Below are 21,612 nucleotides of genomic sequence, written 5' to 3' on the forward strand. Positions count from 1 at the left end.
GGTTCATTATTTAGGCTCTGTTAAATTTAAAATTTTAAACAAAAGACAAACGAAGCCATATCTGATATGGCTTCGTTTGTCTTTTTTATAACTTCAAATCTAAAGAGATAGTTCTTTCTAATCATTGTAATTGAATAGACCATCAAGAAATGTTTTGAAATTTGGTGCTAATTCCAAAATGAAAATATCGTCTCTCCATTCTAAATCAATATAAATGATGGGAGGTTCTTCTTTCGTCTGTCTGTAATCCATTGCAGTCCACGTATGTCCATCTCCACATATAAGTAAAATATCTTTAGGTAATTCCCACTCTTCTATGTAATAGTCATTGGAAAGGATGCCCTCTTCATCAATTCCTTTAATGTAGTCAACACCAATGTGGTCATCAGCCCAGCCTGTTGGAACAGAAGTTGGAAAAGCGTCGTAAGTTATATATCCCCCGTTTTGAATCTTGCATAACTCAATATAAGAACTTGGTAATTTTACACCTAACTTTTTTTCGGCATTTATAACCATATCATCTGTTAGTTTTGTTTTTTCTTTATCTATACGCCATATGTTTTGCAACTATATTCCTCCTTTTAATTATCGAAATAAATTAGTTTTAAAGTTTTAATTTTGACTTACGCAAACTATCATAAGTGTCAGTCATTTCAAATACAAATGATGAAATCAAGAACTCTTTAATATTGTGTTTTGTACTTTCGTTTTGCATCTTCACCATCTATTCCGTTATTCCCACCAATTCCACGAATCCCATCAATAGCGATATGATACATCGTCATCGGATAAATCGTGTTGACAGGCCTTCCACCATTCTTGATCTTAATTAATTCAATATACGAGTCTGGAAGCTTATAGCCTAACTGTTGCTCCGCTTCCTCAATCATCTTTTCTTTTACTTGTATAGAAATGGTAAAATAATCCGATTCACCCCAAAATTCTTGTAAATAGTTCTTCATTTTCTTCCCCGCTTTCAAATGATGAAATTCCCCCATCGATTTTAAGTATAGCACACTAATTATTAACATTTTATTCCTTCCCAAAGAAAGTCTGCCTATATTTTTGTAAAGTAAGCTTGACATCCACCCTTTTTGTAAAGTATCCTTTACGTAAAGTTAGCTTTACAAAAAGGAAGTGATTGGTTGGAAAATCGGATTAAGGAGTTACGAAATGGTATAATAAAAGAGCACTATAAAAGTTAATTAATGGTATAATTATAGAGTAATAGTATATCATAATAAGGGATATTTAACCAATTTTCTTTTGGGAAATCCCATGCATGAACGGCAAGGTTTAGGACTTGCGGCTTTAGTGGTGGGAGAAGTCAAACTATTAAACTAACAGGTGTTTTCCTGGAATAGTAGAATGGAGGAAAAATATGAAGAAACAGAAAAGATGGCAGAAAGTTAGCCCGATCTTGCTTGCAGCAACTATAGGTGTAAGCGGTATTATGATTCCTGCTGATCATTTATCTCACGTGCAAGCACAAGAAACAGTGCATCCCATTGCTCCAGTGAGTGCTGAGCAAGTGGCCACTTCATTTATGACGGCGGTTACAAATGAAAAATGGGATGAAGCATATGGGTTATTGAATGATAACTTGAAAAAGCATATCTCTCAAGAAGATCTTTCACGAATTTGGCAAGCGAAAACAGCTCCTTTTGGTACAATCGGCAAACAATTGTCCGTCAAAAAAGTAGTGAATATGGTTCATACAAATATTGTGATGACCTATGAAGGTGCAAACTTCCCAATGGACATTACCATTAACTTAGACAAATCGGGACGTATTGATGACTTTTTTATCCCTTTCTATTATTCACCACCAAGTCAGTATAAGAAACCTACATATGAAAAGGAAGAGAATTACTTCGAACAACAAGTAAAAATTGGTGAAGGCGAACTGGCTTTGCCGGGCACACTGACGATGCCAAAAGGGAAAGGTCCATTCCCAGCCATTGTTCTTGTGCATGGTTCAGGGCCGAATGATCAAGATGAATCTTTACATTCTACCAAAGCTTTCCGCGATATCGCAGTAGGTTTAGCAAATGAAGGAATAGCTGTTCTGCGCTATGAAAAGGTAACGAGAGAGCATCATTTAAAAACAGGAATGAATGCTAAGTTTAGCATTCAGGAAGAAACGATTAATGATGCGATCAAAGCTGTGCAACTGTTAGATACTCTTCCTAAAGTGAACGATGAAATTTATGTATTGGGGCATAGTCAAGGTGGATACGCGATGCCGCGTATTTTAGAAACAGATAAAACCAAGCAAATTAAAGGTGGAATCATCGTATCAGGGCCAAGCGGTAAGTTTCAAGATTTAATGTTAAAGCAGCAGAGAGATGGATTGGAAAGAGCAAAGGAACAAGGATTACCTCCTGAACAGTTAGAAGCGGCAAAAGCGAATCTTGCCTTTTGGGAGCAACAAATCGCTTTAATTAATAATCCTGCTTATTCAAAAGATAATATCCCAAAAGAATTTCAGCTTCCTAATGCTTATTGGTGGTTTGAACTTCGTGATTATGTTCCTGCTCAGTTAGCAGCTAAACAAAATGTTCCTCTATTGATCATGCAGGGAGGAAAAGACTTGCAAGTACCACCTTCTTATTTAGATGACTGGAAGAACGCTTTAGCGAATCGGAAGGATGTTTCCTATGAAATGTATCCTGATTTAATTCATTTACTCGTCAACTATAAGGGTGAGCCTGATTTTTCTGAGTATGCGATTCCAGCCAATGTGCCAGAAGAGTTCATTCAGGATATCAGTGATTGGGTAAAAGGTGATAAACATTCTGTGTCGTTTACGGATGTTGGATCAGACTTCTGGGCCTATAAGGAAATTCAATTCATCGCCGAAAAAGGGTATATTAATGGCTACAAAGATGGCAGTTTTCAGCCAAATAAAGCGGTAACCCGAGCGCATGCCGCGAAAATTTTAGCCAATGCCTTAAATTTTGATCCCAAACTGGTCAAGGATTCCACAGAGTTTAAGGATGTGGCATCTGACAATGAGTTTTTACCGTATATCCGCTTTCTAAAGCAAAAGGGTGTGCTGTCAGGTTTCAAAGACGGAACATTCAGACCGAATGAAGAACTTACTCGTGCTCAATTAGCCAAACTATTGTCAACCGCCTTTGATTTAAAGGGGCATCCAACGAAACCTTTTAAAGATGTGAGTAAGAATTATTGGGCTGCTCCATACATCGACGCTCTCGCAGCCAATGGCATCACTGTCGGAAACTCCAATGGAACATTCGGACCGACTCAAAAAGTAACGCGTGCACAAGCGGCTGTCTTTTTATATCGGACGATTCAACTGGAAAAGTAATGAATGTTATCATGATAGGAAAATAGCACAATTGTCTTTGTAAAATTTAGATTAGTTTGACATCCTGTTTTTATTTAAGTTATAATTATTTCCAATTAAAGCACACAAATTCGATGACGAGAAAAAGTAATTTATGCTGCTGTTCCACAGAGAGCCGGTGGATGCTGAAATCCGGTGTTCAGTTCATAAGTGAAAATCCTCTCCGAGAAGTCAAGCTGAAAATTAGTAAGCTTGAACGGGTGTCTACCGTTAAAAGGAACGCGTATGATTGTACGTGGCTAAGTGCTATTGAAACGATGTTTTCAATAGAATTAGGGTGGTATCGCGGTTAAACCCGTCCCTTTTTTAGGGGGCGGGTTTTTGTGTGCTTTAATAAAAAATATTAGGAGCGATATCAGATGAAACAAGAACAAACAAAGAAATCCGTTCGTCAACGTGAAGAACGGATCCGCGAACGATGGTTACAAGATCACACCTTTCAACAATCAATCACCAAGAGAGAAGGAAATCCTTCATTCGTCTTTTATGAAGGTCCTCCTACAGCCAATGGATTGCCTCATGTCGGTCATGTATTAGGCCGCACGATTAAAGATGTTGTGGCTAGATATAAAACGATGACGGGACATCAAGTCATTCGAAAAGCCGGCTGGGATACGCACGGATTACCTGTAGAACTCGGAGTAGAAAAGCAATTGGGGATCTCGGGGAAAAGTGAGATTGAGAACTATGGCGTGGAAGCTTTTGTTGAGAAGTGTCGAGAAAGTGTGTTTATATATGAAAAACAGTGGCGAGAATTTACGGAGCAATTAGGTTATTGGGTAGATATGGACGATCCTTATGTCACATTAAATAATTCGTATATCGAAAGTGTGTGGCACATCCTGGGTACCATTCATGAAAAAGGGCTGCTCAATAAAGGACATCGAGTTTCTCCTTATTGTCCTAGTTGTCAAACGTCGCTTAGTTCACATGAAGTGGCTCAAGGCTACAAAATGGTGAAAGATTTGTCTGTCACCGCAAAATTTAAAATTCAAGATCGTGAGAATGAATATTTTCTTGGCTGGACGACAACACCTTGGACATTACCAGCCAATGTGGCGTTGGCGGTCCATCCAGATATGAAATATGTGCGAGCAAAGCAAGGAGAAGCAGTGTTCGTTGTAGCCGAATCATTAGCTGCAGCCGTTTTACAAGCCGATTATGAAATTTTATCGGTCCATCAAGGAGCTGATTTCATTGGCCTTTCGTATTTGCCTGTCTTTGATTTTGCTGAGGTAAAAGTAGGTCATAAAGTCATAGCAGCGAACTATGTAACCGAGAATAGCGGTACGGGAATCGTGCATATTGCACCGGCATATGGCGAAGATGATTATAAAGTCGCACAAGAGAATGGCTTATCGTTTGTCAATGTTGTCAATGAAAAGGGAGAATATACAGCAGAGGTTTCGCTTTTTCAAGGACGTTTCGTTAAAGATTGTGATGTCGATATCGTTCGTTATCTTGCAGAGAAAGGGTTACTATATAGCAAAGAAAAATACGAGCATAATTATCCTCACTGTTGGCGTTGTGATTCACCGTTATTGTATTATGCGAATGAAAGCTGGTTTATTAAAACAACCGCGTTAAAAGATCAATTCATCCAAAATAATGAAGAAGTCACTTGGTATCCAGACCATATTAAACATGGTCGGTTCGGCAATTTTTTAGAGCAAATGGTCGATTGGAATATCAGCCGCAAACGCTATTGGGGCACGCCGCTCAATGTGTGGCAATGTGACGAATGCAGCCATCAATATGCTCCAAAAAGCATCGAAGAATTAAAACAGCTATCCATTCACCCATTAAATGAGGACATCGAATTGCATAAACCATATGTTGATCACGTGAAACTTCGTTGTGCTCAATGCGAGGGAACGATGACACGAACACCTGAAGTGATTGATGTTTGGTTTGATAGCGGCTCGATGCCATTTGCTCAATATCATTATCCATTCGAAAATAAGGACTTATTTGAAAAGCAATTTCCAGCAGATGTCGTCATCGAAGGTATTGACCAAACGCGTGGCTGGTTTTACAGCTTGCTGGCGGTGTCGACGTTATATACAGGAACACCTGCATATAAGCGAGTATTATCTCTTGGTCATGTATTAGATGAAAAAGGACAAAAGATGTCTAAAAGTAAAGGTAACGCTCTTGATCCAATGGATTTAATGAAAAAATATGGAGCAGACGCTTTACGATGGGCATTGTTAGTGGATAGCGCGCCATGGAATTCAAAGCGCTTTTCTGAACGCGTGGTGCAAGAAGCGAAATCGAAGCTGGTAGATACGTTTGCTAACGTCCACAGCTTTTACAATCTTTATGCTCAATTAGATGGTTTTGATCCAAAGCAAGAGTACTCTAGTGAGAGAAACAAACTAGATGAATGGATTCTTTCTCGATTGCATAGTACGGTGAAAACCGCTCGCGTCCACTTAGAGAATTATCAATTGACCAATGCCACGAGGGACATCGCTAAACTTATAGAAGAGGTCAGTAACTGGTACGTCAGACGATCAAGAGAACGTTTTTGGTCAAGCGGAATGAATGCGGATAAAGCGGCTGCTTATCAAACTCTTTATGCCGTATTAACAAATACAAGTCAATTGTTAGCCCCATTCGCTCCTTTCATAGCGGAAGATGTATATGGCAGTCTGACAGGGGAGAGTGTACACCTGTCTGATTATCCAACTTATGAGGAGAAAGTCTTCAACAAATCATTAGAAAAAGAGATGGAAGCGGTTCTGCAAGTAGTAGAATTAGGGAGAAGTATTCGGAACACCACTTCTTTGAAAGTCAAACAACCGTTAGCTAGTCTTTCCTTACTTAGTCCAAGTAAAGCAATCGATTGGGCATCCTATCAAGACATTATTTTAGACGAATTGAATGTGAAGCAGTTTCAAGAAACGGAGGAAGAAGGACAATTTTCAACCATTAAGTTAAAATTAGACTTTAAGAAATCAGCTGCTAAATTCGGTAAACAAGCAAATATAGTGAATACATGGCTCCAGCAGTTAACGGATGAAGAGTCTAAACGATTTTTAGCAGCAGAGGGTGGAGAAGTCCATTCTTCGGCTAACGAAAACGTTCAGGTAACTATTGAAGATGTGCTTATTGAAAAAACAACAAAAGAAGGTTACGCTTCTGCAACAAATGGAGAATATACAGTCACTTTAGATATCTCTTTAACGGAAGAACTAATTCAAGAAGGAATGGCTCGAGAATTTATTCGCGCGATCCAAGATTACCGGAAAAAATTAAACTTACCTGTCAATATGCGAGTAGATATTGTGATATATGCCGATGAAGAGTTCAAAAAAGTGCTTGAGACGTATCAAAAGATGATACAAGAAAGCTTGCTTATGCGGAACTTACAATTACAAGCGCATGTTTCAGAGGGAACAGAAATAAAAATAGGAGATGCTGTAGCTGTGGTTCAACTTGTTGCTCTTACTTGAGTCACTAAATGACGACTTTTCAAGTTCACTTCCTTAGTCGTATCGATTATTAACGTAAAAAATAACCCATCAAAGATTTGGTGGGTTATTCCCTTTAAGGCCGCCATACTTCTTGTAGTGTAAATTGCATACTGGGAGAAAACAGCATTAGGGTGACTTTGGAAAAGATATAGAAACTGAAAAGCCATTAGTCGCACAATGATTGATTGAAATATTTCCATGATGTGCAGTAGTAATTTGTTTTACAATTAGCAATCCTAACCCGTGCCGCTGTTCATCTGTATGGCTATCACAAACCATATAATGTGGAGCCTCTCTTAGTTTTTGGAGTTGTTCATCGTTAACTCCTACGCCATTATCTTCAACAACGATGGTGCAGTGATCATTTGAGGCACTAACAGATAGAGAGATCACACACCCATCAGGATTATGACTTTGACTATTTTGAACTAAATTAGCAACGGCTCTTTTCAATAAAGAGGCATCCCCTTTAATAAAGCAGGATGTTAATTCATCAGAAGTATTCCATTCGATTGGATAGTCTCCGTTGGGGGCTGAATTGATAAAATCGACAGCCGTCTGTCTAACTAATGCAACAACATTGATATTCGCTAAATTGATAGGTTGCATATTGTATTCTAGTTTTGATGCGAGATTTAAGTCATTGATAAGGTTTTTCATCCTCATGCTTTGTGTACGAATAACAGCCGCCTTTTTTCTTGTATCTTCTCTTAAACTAGTATCGTTCTCTAATTGACCAGCGTAACCCATAACCATGGATAATGGCGTGCGAATGTCATGAGAAACACCAGCAATCCAGTTTGCACGGGCCATTTCTTTCTTTTTCAATTTATCATCTTGTGACCTTAACACTTCGGAAGTTCGATTAATATAAGAGGCAATTTCGGATAAAGTCCCCGTTTCTTTCACATAGAAATCTTTTTCGGTCGGTAAGGCTTCAATTCCTTCAAGTATAGGGTTAACGGAACGCAATAATTTTGTATTGGCCATCAAATAAATAATCAATATTAACAAAATATTACTTGTAATGATAATGAATGCGAAAAGGGGGAAGTGCTTAATAAATGAGTATTCCCAATCATTATGAACGAGCTTCCAATAGCTTTGTTTAGGGTAGCCCAAAACGATCAATCCATCCTCGTGTGCACTTGTGTATGTAGGGTAATCTTTTACATACGTTCTAGATAATTCTGCGATCTCACTAAGATGATAAGAAGTAGGTATTTCTTTAGGGAGGTTTTGACTCCAAATGACCTGACCTGTTTCATTTTCAATAAGAATAGCCCAAATGTTTTTGTTTTTTAGCTTTGTTGCAGTTGCCTCCTTTAATATGTAGCCGTCCTCCGTTTTTTGCAAATGATTAGACGTTTCAACCGCCATGTTCCAAGGACTATTTTTCGGTATTTGATTTATACTATTACGGCCCAGAAGATAAAAAATAAAAATATTGAGTGCAATTATACAGATGCTACTGAGCAGAAGAATCGCCACAAAGCGTTTAACTAATTTTCGTGTGCTTTCCATGGCTTTTCCTCCACAATTAATTTATATCCGAGTCCTTTAACCGTCATGAGTGAAACGGGTTTAGAAGGGTGTTGTTCGATCTTCTCTCGAATACGGCGAATATGTGCCATTAATGAATTTTCATATCCAAAGGCATTATCTCCCCATGCCGCTTCGCAAAGAGCATCAATCGTTACGATCCTTCCTGCATTTCTATATAAGGCCGAAAGTAGATCATGCTCTTTAGCTGTCAAAGGAAGGACTTCTCCATTTTTGTATACCTCTGCTTTGTCAAAATCGACATAACAACCACTTAAGTACATCACTGGATTTTCATTCTTATAGCTTCTTTTGAGGATTACCCCAATCCGTAAAGTGAATTCCTTTGATAAAAAGGGCTTTACAATATAATCATCCGCCCCTAACCCAAGTCCTTTAAACTTATCTTCTGATTCGCCACGTGCGGTTAAGAATAGAATAGGAAAATCGGAAAAATTTCGTAATTGCTCCATTAACGTAAAACCATTCCCATCTGGTAGCATGACATCTAAAACAGCTAATTCTGGTTGAAATTCATGACAGAGTTTTACTGCCTGTTCAACTGAAGTGGCTGTTACAATATTTTGATAGCCTTCTTCTTGAAGAATGGACACGACCATATCAAGGAGATCAGGCTCATCATCTACTAAGAGAATACGTTTTGATTTTAAATAATTATAAATCACTATATCACCATCTTTAGCTCTAAATTAAACCATATAAAACATACCATAAAAATATGTTTATTTGCTGAACAGCAGCAAAAGTAAAGTAAATGTAAGGTAGAGAGAATGTAGGTATAAGGTTAGAGCACTATACTGACCTTGTACACGAAAGGAGCAGTAATAATGGAAAATATTATTTCAACCAAAAATCTTACAAAGCGATATAAGGGGTTTACCGCTGTTAATAATATGTCGCTTCATATTAGAAAAGGAACGATTTACGGTTTTTTAGGACCAAATGGTGCTGGGAAATCTACTGCAATGAAAATGTTACTTGGACTAACAGAGCCGACATCTGGAACGTTTACGATAGATGGAAAACAATTTCCGGCGGATCGTATGGCTATTTTAAAAGAAGTAGGCTCATTTATTGAATCACCATCTTTTTATGGTAATCTATCAGGTCGAGAAAATCTTGATATTATTCGACGAATTTTAAATCTACCTGAAAGTGCGGTTGATGATGCATTAGAATTAGTAGGCCTTTCAGAATTTGATCATCGCCTGGCCAAAAAATATTCACTCGGTATGAAACAAAGATTAGGTTTAGCGTCTGCTTTGATTGGAAAACCGCCGATTTTGATTTTAGATGAACCTACCAATGGGCTAGATCCGTCAGGGATTCATGAAATTAGAAATTTAGTGAAGTCGTTACCTAAAATTTATAATTGTACGATATTAATTTCCTCCCATATGCTGTCTGAAATCGAGTTAATGGCTGATGATATCGGTATTTTAAATCATGGGAATCTTCTATTTGAAGGAAGTATGGCACAATTGCGACAGACCGCACTTCAACATGGTTTTGCCACAGATAAATTGGAGGATATGTTTTTATCGATGATCGAACAAGATAACATCGCAAGGAAAAAGAGGGCAAAAATATGAGTTCATTAACAATCGAACTTAAAAAATGTAAACGATCTGGCGTTATCCCTATCATGTTAGCGGTTGGAGTGCTTGGAGGTTTGTATGCTTTAGTCAACTTCGTTATTCGAAAAGAAACCTTACTATCGCTTCCGCTGCCCCCGACGGTGATTCTATTAACACAGATTTACGGTATGATCATGGTACTTAATATGTTTGGGATCATAGTAGCTACTTGTATAATCTACCATATCGAACATAGCGGAGCCGCAATGAAAAAGATGTATATGCTACCGATCAACGTTTCTAATATTTACACTAGCAAACTTGTCATCCTTACCGTTCTATTATTATTTTGCATAGCGCTTCAAAATATAGCATTAGCGGGCATTGGTGCTACTAATCTTCCAAATGGAACCTTTGAATTATCGACCCTATTTCGTTTTTCAATGTATTCATTTATCACTTCTATGCCGGTTTTGTCTTTTATGTTAGGCGTTTCATCTCGCTGTCAAAATATGTGGATGACGCTTGGGATTGGAGTAGCTGGATTTTTTAGCGGCATGACAATGGCTATGGGAGAGCATCAACTGTTGCTAATCAATCCTTTTGTATTAATCATGAAACCGGCTATGTCTGCTACAGTAGCTTTAGATCCTACGGTTATTGTTATGTCACTAATCGAAACCATTATTTTTGTTACAATCGGGCAATTGCTTTTAAAGCATGTCCGCTATGAGTAAAGAGGTGTTCACAATGAGTTTTTTAGAAATGGTTTTCATCGAGTTTAAAAAGGTAAAGCGATCGAAAATATTGCCACTTATACTTATACCACCGTTATTAGTTGTCATTTCTGGTATTTCTAGTTTAAGCCAATACCTTTCAGATGAGTCTGAAGGCGTATGGTCGGCCATGTTTGTTCAATGTGGATTGCTGTTTAGTTACTATTTGCTGCCTTTTAGCATGGTGGTAGTCTGTGTCATGATTTCTCAAAGGGAAATACAAAATAACGGCATTTTGAAAATGTTGGCTTTGCCTATTCAACATAAAAAATTAGCATTGTCAAAATTAGTCGTTGTACTATGTTATTTAGCCTTAGAAGTAGTGCTTTTCTTTTCTATTTTTGTGATCTCAGGAATAATGGCGACTCAAATGCTAGATATCAATGAAGCATTCCCTATTGGTTACATATTAAAATGGAGTGTCTATTTATTTGCCACTGCCATTCCTTTTACGACGGTCATATGGATGATTACAGTTTTGTTTAGGAAACCACTGTTTTCTATTGGTCTTAATATGTTATTCATTATTCCAGGCGTACTCGTAGCGAATACATCGGCTTGGCTGATTTATCCTTATTGTTATGGCGGGTACTTGATCTCGACAGAATTAGAGCGTGTATCGCTGGGAGCAGCTGAAGAAACTTTTGAGTTCTTCCCGTTTATTCCTTGTGCCATTGCCATCTTTTTAGTGGCTCTGATTATTACTGTTCAACGATTTGGAAAAAAAGAAATGAAATAAAACTAGAAAAAAGGCGCTTTGCTAGATAAAGCGTCTTTTTTCGTTTGCTAAGTTCTTTAATCGTTTTGACAAGATGATACGTTCATCTAAAAAGATTCACTTTTTGTAAGTGAACATGAGTGTTGTCTTGATTGATCCGTTCTAAATACAAATTCGTCGTGGAAATGTCAGAATGGCCAGCCCAGTCTTTGACGACGGCAAGCGGCACATCATTTTCAAGCAGCATCGTCACAAACGTGTGACGGAACCAGTGCGGGGAAACGTGCGAGTTTTTCCCGGCTAAATGAACGGCTTCTTTGACGATTTTATAAAGACTTGGATATGTTAATCTCTTTTTATCCGTATAGGGTTCTTTCTTATTATATAGAGCGAAGAAGAGTGGGCTCGTATCATATGGATCGATCTCAACAGACTCCCCTATACATTTTCTGTAATTAAAGAGCAAGTCGCTCGTCTCTTCTCTGATCGGAAGCGTTCGCGCTTTTCCGCCTTTTCCAATCACATCAGCAAATAGAAACCCTTGCCGGTTATAGCGAAAACTTCCCCAATTCAAACTTAATAGCTCACTGGCGCGAAGTCCAGTCGTATAGAGAAGATACCCAATCAATAAATTTCGCTTTTGCAGCTGTTCGCGATTTTGCTTTGCCTTTACCACTTCAGGGAAGAAAGAAATCACATATTCCGCATCTCTCTGATTCAATTCTCTCACTTGGACACGTGTTTGCCGCTCTTCTGGACGAGTTTCTTCTATTATATAGTGTCCTTTTTTAGCTGGGGGTTTTGATATCCAAGTGGAAAGGTGAGCCTTGTAAAATTGCGTTTTATACCCAAAGTCTAATAGTCTACGAAAAAACTCCAATTTTCGTATCGCCGATTTAGCAGCGTACTTGTCTTTAATATATTTATTGTAGGCTTTGACTTCAGGAAAACCGATGTCTCGAAAGGAGAGAGAATGCTCTGTTAAAAAGATCAATAATGTTTTGGCATCCGAACGATAAGCTTTCAGAGTATGGGGAGAAAGCTCGCGGTCAGCAGAAAGGATTTTTTCAAGAAAAAACATTTCGAGAAAATCTTGTTCAGAACTATCTGTGAGAGAGAGGTTTCTATGTTCATCGAGAAGCTGTCGATGTTCTAATTTATTTTTTAGATGTGACAAGTATTGATCACTCGTTACATGATCAAAAAGGGTTAAATCATTCATAGTAGATCTCCTCTATTAGTTTATAATAATTATATTATGTATAGTAAAGATAACTCTTAATTATCTTTACTTCTATTTTATCATAGAATATTTGTTCTATATAGGGATAAATAATAAAAAAACTGGCTGTTATTGGATGTTGGAGAGAGGCTCTGTGGCGCATTTAACTTTCTTTTTGCGTACTATGGGTCATTCGATTTGTCACAGAGCCTCTTCATGTGAAGTGGAGATAAATTCCTTTTTTTGCTGAATTGGAGACGGATTGTTTTGTTTTTGGTTGCTTTTCTATATGAATCTGCTTTAATATATAGAAGCCACAAAAAAGACTGAAAGGGATGGAGAAGGGTGAAAAAACTTGATGTACTGTTAATGGTACTTAGCTGTCTGTTCCCAGTTGCCGGTGTGATGAAGCAAATTCCTTTAGGACTGTCCTTGTTTATGGGGGGCTTGTTGTTTTTAACGAGTATAGGAAGTTACTATGCCAAACGATGGCATTCACGAATATTTAGTTGGATCGCGTATACTGGATTTATTACGTTCTTGCTGGCGGTTTGGGATCAAGATATCACAATCAGCTCATTAGAAGAAAACGTAAAAATCGCGGCCTGTATGGCGGTGATTCCAGGTATATTACGATTCCGCACTTATGCGATTACGACAGGGTTGCTTGGTTTATGGGGCGCTGTCCTGTGGGATATGAAAGAAACGCAATCATTAGCGGTTCTGCAACGGATCATGAATCTATTCCAGTCAGAACCATTCTATTTAATCATTTTAGCAGCAGGATGTTTGCTTGGGGGATGGCTTGCTAGCGCATTTCGTCGTGGGAAGAAGAATGAAAACCAAGAGAAAACAAGTCTCTTCAAACAAAAAAAGAAACGAATCAAACCGACATTTAAAATTCGTATTCCAAGTTTGCCAAGAGTGAAAGTAAAGCTGTTAAAGTTCAGTAAAAAAAGAGCTTCCCGCTCAAAAGAAATACGTACGCATGAACCTATTCATGAAGAACATACAGTTACTTTCTATCCAAATATAGAGCAACAACACCATAATGAAGAAATGGATATTACCCCAGAACCAATACAAGGTCAAACAAGAATGGAACGAAGAAAAAATCGTTTGAAGGCATAGAATAGAGAAGATCGAAAAACCAGCAAAGCACCTTTAATAGGTGAGACTTTGCTGGTTTTTCTTTTTCTTTATGTATTTTAGTTGATCTTATCCTGGACAACAGCAGGCATCTCATTCAACTGGACTTCTTCCCATGATTTCACGTACGTTCTTTTTGTGGCAAGTTTTAAATAGGCTTCCTCACGCAGCTGTTTACTTGTTGTAAACGTGATGGTTGTTTCTTTTCCGTCTTCATTAATCCCTTGTAATGTATATTCGAATGTACTTGCATCAACCTTTTCTCCCGACCCCTCAATTTTAACAAAAACATCCTTTTTAGGAATTAAAGGGTTTAACATATCCGCTAACTCATTTTTCACAAGAAATGTAAACGAACACATAATGATGGCTACGGCTAGTAAAGTTCCAATGGCTATTTTGAGTGCTTTCATGATTTTGCTCCTCCTTGTTTGCTTCTCTAATGTTCATTCTATAAGGAGCGGCCAATAAAATCCTTCGATTCAGATGACAAATAAGACAAAGGACGTGACAATATTGTCACTTTCACTGTATGTATAAATACATGGGGGTGAGCCATATTAAGATCGAGGTGATAGAATGAGTAAACGCAAAAAAGATCCATCGAAGACAGGTTTAGGTTCACCAGAAGTAAAGGGTCAGGGCACAACAAATATCGAAACAGGAGAGAGAGCTGCCTCTTCTGCACGACACAAGAAGCGGAAATAAAGTATGCATGTTTCATTCGGATGTCGCCCTTTTAACGGGGGCGATTTCTTTGTTCCTAAGATCAGTAATGAAATCATTGTCAGATCTATACATTGATTTTATGATTTATAATTTTTGGTAGTGTTTGAAAAGGTTTTGTATTTTATCTAGGATAATCTGTTTTAATGAATCAGGCTTCACTGATATAACGCTATGACCGTATTTTAGAAAATAGTTAGCAATAAATTCCTCTTCTCTAGGATTATAAAATCCTTTAACGACAGTTTTATGACCAATTTCTATTTTCATAGAAGGGTAATGTTCTTTATAAAAAATATCCTGTGCTTGTGCTAAAATCTCAACTTCAAAGTCAATACACCTCTCAGATTGATAAATGTCTAATGAACGACTAATAAGATCATCTATTGAAAAGTAAGCGTTGATATCCTGGTCTTCAATAAAGGTTATTTTATCACATCTGAAAACTCTATATTTATTCGTATTGAACTCTATTCCTGTAGCATACCATTGACCGAACCTAGCAGAAATTTTGAAAAATTGAACATAGTAACTTTTTTTCTCGTTATTTTTCAAATATTGAATCTTACAGATGCTTTCATTAAGAATGCTCTTTAAAATTTTATCTAAAAAACGACTAACATTATTATGTTGATTTACTTCAAACTGGAGAACTTTTTTCATTTTGTGAATGTGCTGTATTTGATTTTTAGACAGGCAGTTTTCAAATTTTTCATTTAGTTTAGTAACATTTAAATGGAATGGTGTTGATTGGTAAGATTCTAGCGTCAGCATTGCAAAGTACAGAGCATACACTTCATCAATCGTAAAAATAATAGGGGATAATAATCTATTTTTTAAGATACCATAACGTCCATGCCTGCCATGTTCCGAAAAAATAGGCATACCTAATTGTTCTAATGAACTAATATCACGCAGAGCCGTACTTTTGGAAATATTGTATTTAGCCATTAGGTCATTTAAATTAAAGTACTCCCGACTGTTTAAGTATCTAATCATGTCATTTAATCTTTCTGATTTCTTCATACAAATCTCCTTATAAAGGTGTCATGTTTTGATACCTTTATATCTTAAAATAAGGTTAAGGTAATATCAATTGATAAGATATCTACCTAAAATTATTTTATAAAAGGAGATTTATGCCATGAGTACAACACTAGAAGTAGCTATTTTCTTATCCATGAACGGAAAAGCAAAAGAAGCGGTCGATTTTTACAAAAAGCATTTTAACGCAGAGGAATTGCTACTCGTTACCTATGAAGACATGGCAAAACGTGACAGCTCGCTGCAGCTTACTGAAGAGAATAAACATTATCTTTCTCACTCCGTCTTATCAATCGGAAAAACAAAGATAATGCTGGCAGAAGATACAATGGACGTCACAGAAAAATATGCAGTAGGGAACAACACTTCATTGTGTATACAAAGTGCAGACTTACAAGAAATCGAACATTTTTACGAGAGTTTGACGACAGATGAGAGAGTGCGAATCATTGTTCCTTTATCAAGTAATGTCTTTAGTAAAGCATATGGTATTATTGAAGACCCGTTCGGTATTCAAATACAATTAATGTTTGACGATAGATTGCATTAACAAATGGTACAATAATTACCCCTTACCATTTTGAAACAGATTGGTTTTCAAACAATAGCTCAACAGGTTTATATGATGAAAAAAATGTGTTGACATCCCAACGGTTCCTCCAGAGTCGTTTGCTAAGTTTCAAATTGGATTTTATCAGAGTGCAGAGGATGCGGTGTTTAAGGCTTTAGGAGTGGAGTAGTGAAAAGTGGCTGACCTAAAAGGTTATTAAAATATAACTTTGGGTCAGCTTTTCTTTTGTCTATTGACAGCATCAAGTAAACATCACTTTTTTAACTTTATTTTATAAACAAAAGGAACGTATGTTCTTTTTGTTGTATAATAAAATTAGATAGATAAATAATCTTTGGATTTGGAGGGAGTAGGTATGCCAAGGAATCCAGGAATAACAGATGAAATGATTATTAAACTGTATAAGGAGGGAATATCCTATAAGGAGATGCTGCCTATCGTTGGTCTTTCAGATCGAGCGATTCGTAATGTGCTTTATAAGCATGGAGTCAAAATGAATCGTGAACAATCTTCTGGGCAGCCTCGTAAGCATAAGGTCAATGAAGACTTCTTTAAAATATGGACTCAGGAAATGGCATGGGTACTAGGACTTTTTGTGACAGACGGGACGATTAATAAGCAGATTCATAGCATTTCATTCACCCAAAAAGATGAAAAAATTCTCCGTTTAGTGGCAACATGTATGGAAGCAGACTATGTACTAGCACCAGCGGCTCCAACAAGATTAACTCCAACTTTGATTATTAATTCCAAAGAAATAAAACAAGACCTTCAAAAATTGGATATTACTCCAAATAAGTCATTAGTTGTTCCATTTCCCGATGTGCCAGATGAATTTTTGCCGTCTTTTATCAGAGGAGTCATTGATGGAGATGGTTGGGTTGATCATGAAGGGTATACTATGAATATCACTACTGGAAGTCAATTATTTGCTGAAGGATTGTTGTTTGTTTTTGAGTCTTGGGGGTTTTATTCAGAAATAACAAAGGGAATAACGAAAGCAGGCAATCCTTTTTATCGTACATGGGTTAAAGGGAAAGAACATTTATTAAAGTTGGCTGAAATTATTTATAAATATGAAATTGGCAAGTATATAAGCTATAAAAGACTTAACATGTCTCAACACTCGAAGGAACAAATGTTATTTTTAGAGCATTTATTAAACGATAAAGGATACGAAATACTAAATAAGTTATAGTTATCTAAAGAGAGAATCATGGAATGCGAGAAGAGAAATTCTTCTTTCACATTTTTGAAATTAGCTATAATTTGTAAATGCTGGTGCTATAGCACTTTTTGGAGTGGTTGGTTCGACTCCCGACGTCTCCATACATAGGATTTCATAGGAAATCAATGAAGGTCAAAACCCTTGATATTAAAGGGTTTTGGCCTTTTTCATTTGTCATTGAATTTCATCTAATGGCATTCAGACGTAGTTAAAACCGTAGTTAAATTTTTCGTTTCGTGTGCAATAAATGAGCTGAAAATCTAATATTAGGTTATAAGAGAAGTGAATTAAGGGGGAATATTAATGCTTAAAATTTCTAAGGAAAGAAATCCAATTTGGGATGAAAGAAAAGAAGAAATTTTTAATCAAGCGGATGTAGGCACATTTAATATTGCTGATAATGTAAAAGGAAATCGATTATTTGGAGAGTGGTGGTCTGCAAGTATTAATGAAACCATATGTGGATATATCTGGGGGCAGCAAGATGGGAAAGCATTTGAAGTTTCTTTTATAGTTGATGCAGCTTATCGTAATCAGAAGATAGGAGAAGCCTTATTGAGAGAAGTAGAACTAAGTGTCAAATGCCACGGTGTTGAAAAAATTATAGCAATAGTTCAGCCAGAAAATCCGAATATAGAAAAAATGATTGAATGGTTATACAAGCTTGGATATCATTTGGAGTTTAATGGTCTAAAAAGCGAAAAATTTGCTAGAAATCTTTCTAAGAAGGGGATAATCCCTTTGGAGCTAGTAAAAATATTGGAGTGAAATCTTTAAATCCATTTAAGTAAAATGAGAGCTGTCCAAAAAGGAGATTTAAGTCCAGTCCGTTCAAAATGAAATGATGAAACGTTGATTGACAGTATTTTGTCTTTTTAGTTTCAAATGATTTTTCGATGAAAAGGACTTATTGGACAGCTCTATTTTTAGTATTTTAAGCTACTTTAAATAACTTTCAAACTTCTGAATAGCATCCTCTTTCGCACTCGCAGTAACATGCGCATATATATCCATTGTCGTCTTTATATCAGAATGCCCTAAACGTTCTTGGACCTCTTTAAGTTTCGCACCAGCTTCAAATAGTAATGAACAATGTGTGTGTCTAAAGCCATGCGTAGTAATGATGCTGAGGTTGTTTTTGTTAATAATAGATTTAAGCCAATTTGTTTTAATGCATATAATTCTTGTCCTTTATTTCTACGCCCGCCATTTTTATTATTCTCAGTGTGAGATACATATCGCTCTACTACTGTGGTAACGGAATCTGTATGCGTTATAGTTAATTCTAAAGTTGTCATTTGTTAAAGCCCTTGCTATTAATTGTCTAGTTATTCTTGATGTGTATAATTGTGAAACCCTTGCTATATAAGGACTCATAATCTTTTTATCTAAATAAAACTGTCCAAAATAAATTACTATTAATAAAGTAGGAGTAAGGCCTTACTCTCTAACGTGATCTGTTGAAATTGGTTACTGTCTTTTACTGTTGCAACATATATAATTGTAAGTAGAAATGAATATTTTAGCGAATGACCATTTGAGGTGTGAGAGCTAATATAGCGTAGTCTAATCTGACTGACTTATGAAAAACTATTGCAGATAGTAGAATCCCTCCATTTTGCTTCATTTACCTCACAATATCTTAATTCGCAAAAATTATTTCAAAAAATTTCAACCAACTAAGGAGAATATATATGATTAACTTCCAAGATAAAGTAAGTTTCATATGGTCAATTGCAGAGATTTTGCGTGGACCATATAAGCCAGAAGATTACGGTAAAATTGTTTTACCTTTAGCGGTTTTACGCCGTTTTGACTGTGTATTAGAAAGTACAAAAGAAGAAGTGCTAGCGAAGGCAGAGCAGTTTGCTGCAATGACTGAAGAAGCTCGTGAGCCGATTTTAAATCGTGTATCAAAGCAAAATTTCCATAATACAAGTAAATATGATTTTCATAAGTTATTAAGTGACTCTGACAACATCGCAGATAATTTACGTGACTATATAAACGGTTTCTCAAAAGTAGCTTGTGATATTATGGATCACTTTGACTTTGACCGCCAAATTGATAAGCTCGATCAAAATAACTTGTTGTACTTAACGATTAAACGCTTTAGTGAAATCGATTTACATCCAGAAACAGTGTCAAATATTGAGATGGGCTATGTATTTGAGGAATTAATCCGTCGTTTCAATGAAAATGCAGAAGCAGGGGATCACTACACACCACGTGAAGTAATTCGTTTGATGACGCATTTATTATTCTTACATGACGATGCGAGCATTTTAACGAAGCCAGGCTTAACACAAACATTGTATGACTGTGCAGCAGGTACGGGTGGTATGGGTTCTGTTGCACAAGAATATTTACTAAGTCAAAATCCAACAGCACATTTAGAGTTTTTCGGCCAAGAAATTAACCCTGAATCGTATGCTATCTGTAAAGCAGACTTACTTATTAAAGGTGAAGATGCACGTAATATTCGATTAGGGAATACGTTATCAAATGACCAATTTTCACGTGATAAATTCGACTACTTAATTTCGAATCCACCATACGGAGTGGACTGGAAATCATACGAGAAGCCGATTAAAGAAGAACATGAGAAGCAAGGCTTTGATGGTCGTTTCGGTCCGGGAACACCTCGTACAAGTGACGGACAGTTATTATTTTTAATGCACTTATTGTCAAAAATGAAGCCAGTCACAGCAGAAAACCCACAAGGCTCTCGTTTAGCAATCATTATGAACGGCTCCCCGTTGTTTACAGGTGATGCGGGCTCGGGTGAAAGTGAAATTCGTAAATATGTGCTAGAGAATGACTTAGTAGAAGGCATCGTGGCACTACCAAACGATTTATTCTACAACACAGGTATTGCAACGTACATTTGGATTTTAACGAATAATAAAGCGTCACTTCATAAAGGGAAAGTGCGTTTAGTCAATGCCGTAGACTTCTCGAAAAAGATGAAAAAGTCGATGGGCAGCAAGCGTAACGAAATTACAGAGGAGCAAATTAACGAAATCGTACGTTTATATGGTGATGCACAGCCAAACGAGTACGTGAAAATTTTTGATAATGAAGACTTCGGTTACGCAAAAATTACGGTTGAACGTCCATTACGTTTAAACTTCCAAGTAAATGAAGAACGTCTTACACGTGTTGTAGAGGAAAAAGGCTTTGCGAACTTAGCAACTTCGAAGAAAAAAGGTGATGCAGGTCACTTTGAAATTGAAGAAGGTAAGAAGTTACAAACGCAAATTTTATATGTGTTACGCACGTTAACAAGCGATAAAGTATATAAAAATCGTGACGAGTTCACGAAAGTAGTAAAAGATACGTTAAAACAAGCAGGCATTACAATCGGCGCACCAGTATTAAAGGCAATTTTAGCTGGTCTATCTGAAAAGGATGAAATAGCAGATTTATGTATGAAAAATAAAAAAGACATCGAGCCAGATACCGATTTACGTGATACAGAAAACGTACCATTAAAAGAAAGCATCCATGACTACTTTGCACGTGAAGTATACCCACACGTACCAGATGCATGGATTGATGAATCAAAAACAAAAATCGGCTACGAAATTCCTTTCACTCGCCAGTTCTATAAATACAAAGCATTACGTAGCTCAGCAGAAATTATGGATGAGATTCGAGTGTTAGAAGCGGAGATTATGGAGCAGTTGAAGAAGGTGATGGGATGAGACCGTTATTTGAATTAGAGAAAACGCTAATTAATGTTGATTGGAAAGTGTTAAAAATAAAGCGAGTATTAGATACGCCTATTACTGATGGACCTCATGAAACACCAGAACTACTGGATGAAGGTATCCCTTTCTTATCAGCTGAGTCTGTAAAAAAGGGAAAGTTAGATTTTAATTTAAAACGAGGATATATTTCTCGAGAAGACCATGGAAAATATATAAAGAAGTGTAAGCCACAACGAGATGATATTTTTATGATTAAGTCGGGTGCTACTACCCATACTTGGATTTTTCATTATTACGATTGCTGTTTTACCAGTTGAGCGGTTTAGAAAAGGGATTTTTATAAAATATCTATGAGAACCCACATTTGTTATTTCTGGTTTAGTTGTTATATTATTGATATCAATGTAATTGGAAAAATAAACTTTTTTATTTGGAGACATAAGATAGTATAACCTCTCTTCACATAAGAATTT

General features: G+C 36.7%; 19 protein-coding genes, 1 pseudogene and 1 other annotated feature. Of the genes and pseudogenes, 12 read left to right on the top strand and 8 right to left on the bottom strand.

The window, feature by feature from the left end; translation table 11 throughout:
- Positions 1-117: 117 nt before the first annotated feature.
- Together WDJ61_RS08570 and WDJ61_RS08575 are read right to left on the bottom strand one after the other, a co-directional pair.
- Positions 118-567 carry an SMI1/KNR4 family protein gene (locus tag WDJ61_RS08570; RefSeq protein WP_338754459.1) on the bottom strand — a complete coding sequence of 150 codons (450 nt, stop codon included), beginning with the start codon at positions 565-567 and terminating at the stop codon, positions 118-120.
- Positions 568-683: 116 nt separating this feature from the next.
- Positions 684-1,085 (bottom strand): SMI1/KNR4 family protein, encoded by a 402-nt coding sequence (locus WDJ61_RS08575; RefSeq protein ID WP_338754461.1) that lies wholly within the window; start codon positions 1,083-1,085, stop codon positions 684-686.
- A gap of 296 nt (positions 1,086-1,381) precedes the next feature.
- Between WDJ61_RS08575 and WDJ61_RS08580 the strand changes: the two genes are divergently transcribed.
- Together WDJ61_RS08580 and ileS are read left to right on the top strand one after the other, a co-directional pair.
- Positions 1,382-3,334, top strand: coding sequence for an alpha/beta fold hydrolase (locus WDJ61_RS08580; protein WP_338754462.1), 1,953 nt, complete (start codon positions 1,382-1,384; stop codon positions 3,332-3,334).
- Between the two features lie 104 nt (positions 3,335-3,438).
- Positions 3,439-3,679 (top strand) — a binding site (T-box leader).
- 53 nt (positions 3,680-3,732) lie between these two features.
- Positions 3,733-6,831 (top strand): isoleucine--tRNA ligase, encoded by a 3,099-nt coding sequence (gene ileS, locus WDJ61_RS08585; protein WP_338754464.1) that lies wholly within the window; start codon positions 3,733-3,735, stop codon positions 6,829-6,831.
- Between the two features lie 147 nt (positions 6,832-6,978).
- Here the strand turns inward: ileS and WDJ61_RS08590 are convergent, their stop codons facing one another.
- On the bottom strand, positions 6,979-8,376 hold the full coding sequence (locus WDJ61_RS08590; RefSeq protein ID WP_338754466.1) for a HAMP domain-containing sensor histidine kinase: 1,398 nt from the start codon (positions 8,374-8,376) through the stop codon (positions 6,979-6,981).
- Positions 8,355-9,083, bottom strand: coding sequence for a response regulator transcription factor (locus WDJ61_RS08595; RefSeq protein ID WP_413789089.1), 729 nt, complete (start codon positions 9,081-9,083; stop codon positions 8,355-8,357). The genes WDJ61_RS08590 and WDJ61_RS08595 overlap by 22 nt, the downstream gene beginning before the upstream one ends.
- 159 nt (positions 9,084-9,242) lie before the next feature.
- Here WDJ61_RS08595 and WDJ61_RS08600 point away from each other — a divergent pair, with 159 nt between their 5' ends.
- Genes WDJ61_RS08600 through WDJ61_RS08610 form a run of 3 tightly spaced genes read left to right on the top strand, consistent with a single transcriptional unit; the run spans position 9,243 to position 11,507 of the window.
- Positions 9,243-10,007, top strand: coding sequence for an ABC transporter ATP-binding protein (locus WDJ61_RS08600; RefSeq protein WP_338754469.1), 765 nt, complete (start codon positions 9,243-9,245; stop codon positions 10,005-10,007).
- Complete coding sequence (locus WDJ61_RS08605; RefSeq protein WP_338754470.1) at positions 10,004-10,729, top strand: ABC transporter permease; 726 nt, start codon at positions 10,004-10,006, stop codon at positions 10,727-10,729. The genes WDJ61_RS08600 and WDJ61_RS08605 overlap by 4 nt, the downstream gene beginning before the upstream one ends.
- A gap of 13 nt (positions 10,730-10,742) precedes the next feature.
- On the top strand, positions 10,743-11,507 hold the full coding sequence (locus WDJ61_RS08610) for an ABC transporter permease (RefSeq protein WP_338754471.1): 765 nt from the start codon (positions 10,743-10,745) through the stop codon (positions 11,505-11,507).
- A gap of 82 nt (positions 11,508-11,589) precedes the next feature.
- On the opposite strand, the gene WDJ61_RS08615 is transcribed toward WDJ61_RS08610, so the two are convergent.
- Positions 11,590-12,708, bottom strand: coding sequence for a tyrosine-type recombinase/integrase (locus WDJ61_RS08615; protein WP_338754472.1), 1,119 nt, complete (start codon positions 12,706-12,708; stop codon positions 11,590-11,592).
- Positions 12,709-13,053: 345 nt separating this feature from the next.
- Here WDJ61_RS08615 and WDJ61_RS08620 point away from each other — a divergent pair, with 345 nt between their 5' ends.
- Positions 13,054-13,839, top strand: coding sequence for a DUF3959 family protein (locus WDJ61_RS08620; protein ID WP_338754473.1), 786 nt, complete (start codon positions 13,054-13,056; stop codon positions 13,837-13,839).
- A gap of 77 nt (positions 13,840-13,916) precedes the next feature.
- Here WDJ61_RS08620 and WDJ61_RS08625 read toward each other — a convergent pair whose 3' ends face one another.
- Positions 13,917-14,270, bottom strand: a complete 354-nt coding sequence (locus tag WDJ61_RS08625) for a YxeA family protein (protein ID WP_338754475.1) — start codon at positions 14,268-14,270, stop codon at positions 13,917-13,919.
- Positions 14,271-14,436: 166 nt separating this feature from the next.
- On the opposite strand from WDJ61_RS08625, the gene WDJ61_RS08630 reads away from it, so the two are divergent.
- On the top strand, positions 14,437-14,565 hold the full coding sequence (locus WDJ61_RS08630; protein WP_338754476.1) for a YuzL family protein: 129 nt from the start codon (positions 14,437-14,439) through the stop codon (positions 14,563-14,565).
- A gap of 105 nt (positions 14,566-14,670) precedes the next feature.
- Here WDJ61_RS08630 and WDJ61_RS08635 read toward each other — a convergent pair whose 3' ends face one another.
- A complete protein-coding gene (locus WDJ61_RS08635) occupies positions 14,671-15,609 on the bottom strand; it encodes a YafY family protein (protein ID WP_338754477.1) in 939 nt (312 codons plus the stop codon).
- Between the two features lie 118 nt (positions 15,610-15,727).
- Between WDJ61_RS08635 and WDJ61_RS08640 the strand changes: the two genes are divergently transcribed.
- The 3 genes from WDJ61_RS08640 to WDJ61_RS08650 all read left to right on the top strand — a co-directional run bounded on the left by WDJ61_RS08640 (position 15,728) and on the right by WDJ61_RS08650 (position 18,194).
- On the top strand, positions 15,728-16,177 hold the full coding sequence (locus WDJ61_RS08640) for a VOC family protein (RefSeq protein WP_338754478.1): 450 nt from the start codon (positions 15,728-15,730) through the stop codon (positions 16,175-16,177).
- A gap of 376 nt (positions 16,178-16,553) precedes the next feature.
- A complete protein-coding gene (locus WDJ61_RS08645) occupies positions 16,554-17,396 on the top strand; it encodes an LAGLIDADG family homing endonuclease (RefSeq protein WP_338754479.1) in 843 nt (280 codons plus the stop codon).
- 333 nt (positions 17,397-17,729) lie between these two features.
- Positions 17,730-18,194 carry a GNAT family N-acetyltransferase gene (locus WDJ61_RS08650; protein ID WP_338754481.1) on the top strand — a complete coding sequence of 155 codons (465 nt, stop codon included), beginning with the start codon at positions 17,730-17,732 and terminating at the stop codon, positions 18,192-18,194.
- 171 nt (positions 18,195-18,365) lie between these two features.
- On the opposite strand, the pseudogene WDJ61_RS08655 reads toward WDJ61_RS08650, so the two are convergent.
- Positions 18,366-18,584: pseudogene (locus tag WDJ61_RS08655) on the bottom strand (tyrosine-type recombinase/integrase); the annotation flags it as partial.
- Between the two features lie 536 nt (positions 18,585-19,120).
- Here WDJ61_RS08655 and WDJ61_RS08660 point away from each other — a divergent pair.
- Together WDJ61_RS08660 and WDJ61_RS08665 are read left to right on the top strand one after the other, a co-directional pair.
- Positions 19,121-21,133 (top strand): class I SAM-dependent DNA methyltransferase, encoded by a 2,013-nt coding sequence (locus WDJ61_RS08660; RefSeq protein ID WP_338754483.1) that lies wholly within the window; start codon positions 19,121-19,123, stop codon positions 21,131-21,133.
- On the top strand, positions 21,130-21,456 hold the full coding sequence (locus tag WDJ61_RS08665) for a hypothetical protein (RefSeq protein WP_338754484.1): 327 nt from the start codon (positions 21,130-21,132) through the stop codon (positions 21,454-21,456). Before WDJ61_RS08660 ends, WDJ61_RS08665 begins: the two co-directional genes overlap by 4 nt.
- Positions 21,457-21,612: the final 156 nt, after the last annotated feature.

Source organism: Bacillus sp. FJAT-52991, from assembly GCF_037201805.1.
GTDB lineage: Bacteria > Bacillota > Bacilli > Bacillales > Domibacillaceae > Bacillus_CE > Bacillus_CE kandeliae.

What these genes read in the sequence shown, in the direction of transcription:
- WDJ61_RS08575 (WP_338754461.1), bottom strand. Translation starts at nt 1,085, where the DNA reads ATGTCAAGCTTACTTTACAAAAATATAGGCAGACTTTCTTTGGGAAGG.
- WDJ61_RS08580 (WP_338754462.1), top strand. Translation starts at nt 1,382, where the DNA reads ATGAAGAAACAGAAAAGATGGCAGAAAGTTAGCCCGATCTTGCTTGCA.
- ileS (WP_338754464.1), top strand. Translation starts at nt 3,733, where the DNA reads ATGAAACAAGAACAAACAAAGAAATCCGTTCGTCAACGTGAAGAACGG.
- WDJ61_RS08590 (WP_338754466.1), bottom strand. Translation starts at nt 8,376, where the DNA reads ATGGAAAGCACACGAAAATTAGTTAAACGCTTTGTGGCGATTCTTCTG.
- WDJ61_RS08600 (WP_338754469.1), top strand. Translation starts at nt 9,243, where the DNA reads ATGGAAAATATTATTTCAACCAAAAATCTTACAAAGCGATATAAGGGG.
- WDJ61_RS08605 (WP_338754470.1), top strand. Translation starts at nt 10,004, where the DNA reads ATGAGTTCATTAACAATCGAACTTAAAAAATGTAAACGATCTGGCGTT.
- WDJ61_RS08610 (WP_338754471.1), top strand. Translation starts at nt 10,743, where the DNA reads ATGAGTTTTTTAGAAATGGTTTTCATCGAGTTTAAAAAGGTAAAGCGA.
- WDJ61_RS08615 (WP_338754472.1), bottom strand. Translation starts at nt 12,708, where the DNA reads ATGAATGATTTAACCCTTTTTGATCATGTAACGAGTGATCAATACTTG.
- WDJ61_RS08625 (WP_338754475.1), bottom strand. Translation starts at nt 14,270, where the DNA reads ATGAAAGCACTCAAAATAGCCATTGGAACTTTACTAGCCGTAGCCATC.
- WDJ61_RS08630 (WP_338754476.1), top strand. Translation starts at nt 14,437, where the DNA reads ATGAGTAAACGCAAAAAAGATCCATCGAAGACAGGTTTAGGTTCACCA.
- WDJ61_RS08635 (WP_338754477.1), bottom strand. Translation starts at nt 15,609, where the DNA reads ATGAAGAAATCAGAAAGATTAAATGACATGATTAGATACTTAAACAGT.
- WDJ61_RS08640 (WP_338754478.1), top strand. Translation starts at nt 15,728, where the DNA reads ATGAGTACAACACTAGAAGTAGCTATTTTCTTATCCATGAACGGAAAA.
- WDJ61_RS08645 (WP_338754479.1), top strand. Translation starts at nt 16,554, where the DNA reads ATGCCAAGGAATCCAGGAATAACAGATGAAATGATTATTAAACTGTAT.
- WDJ61_RS08650 (WP_338754481.1), top strand. Translation starts at nt 17,730, where the DNA reads ATGCTTAAAATTTCTAAGGAAAGAAATCCAATTTGGGATGAAAGAAAA.
- WDJ61_RS08660 (WP_338754483.1), top strand. Translation starts at nt 19,121, where the DNA reads ATGATTAACTTCCAAGATAAAGTAAGTTTCATATGGTCAATTGCAGAG.
- WDJ61_RS08665 (WP_338754484.1), top strand. Translation starts at nt 21,130, where the DNA reads ATGAGACCGTTATTTGAATTAGAGAAAACGCTAATTAATGTTGATTGG.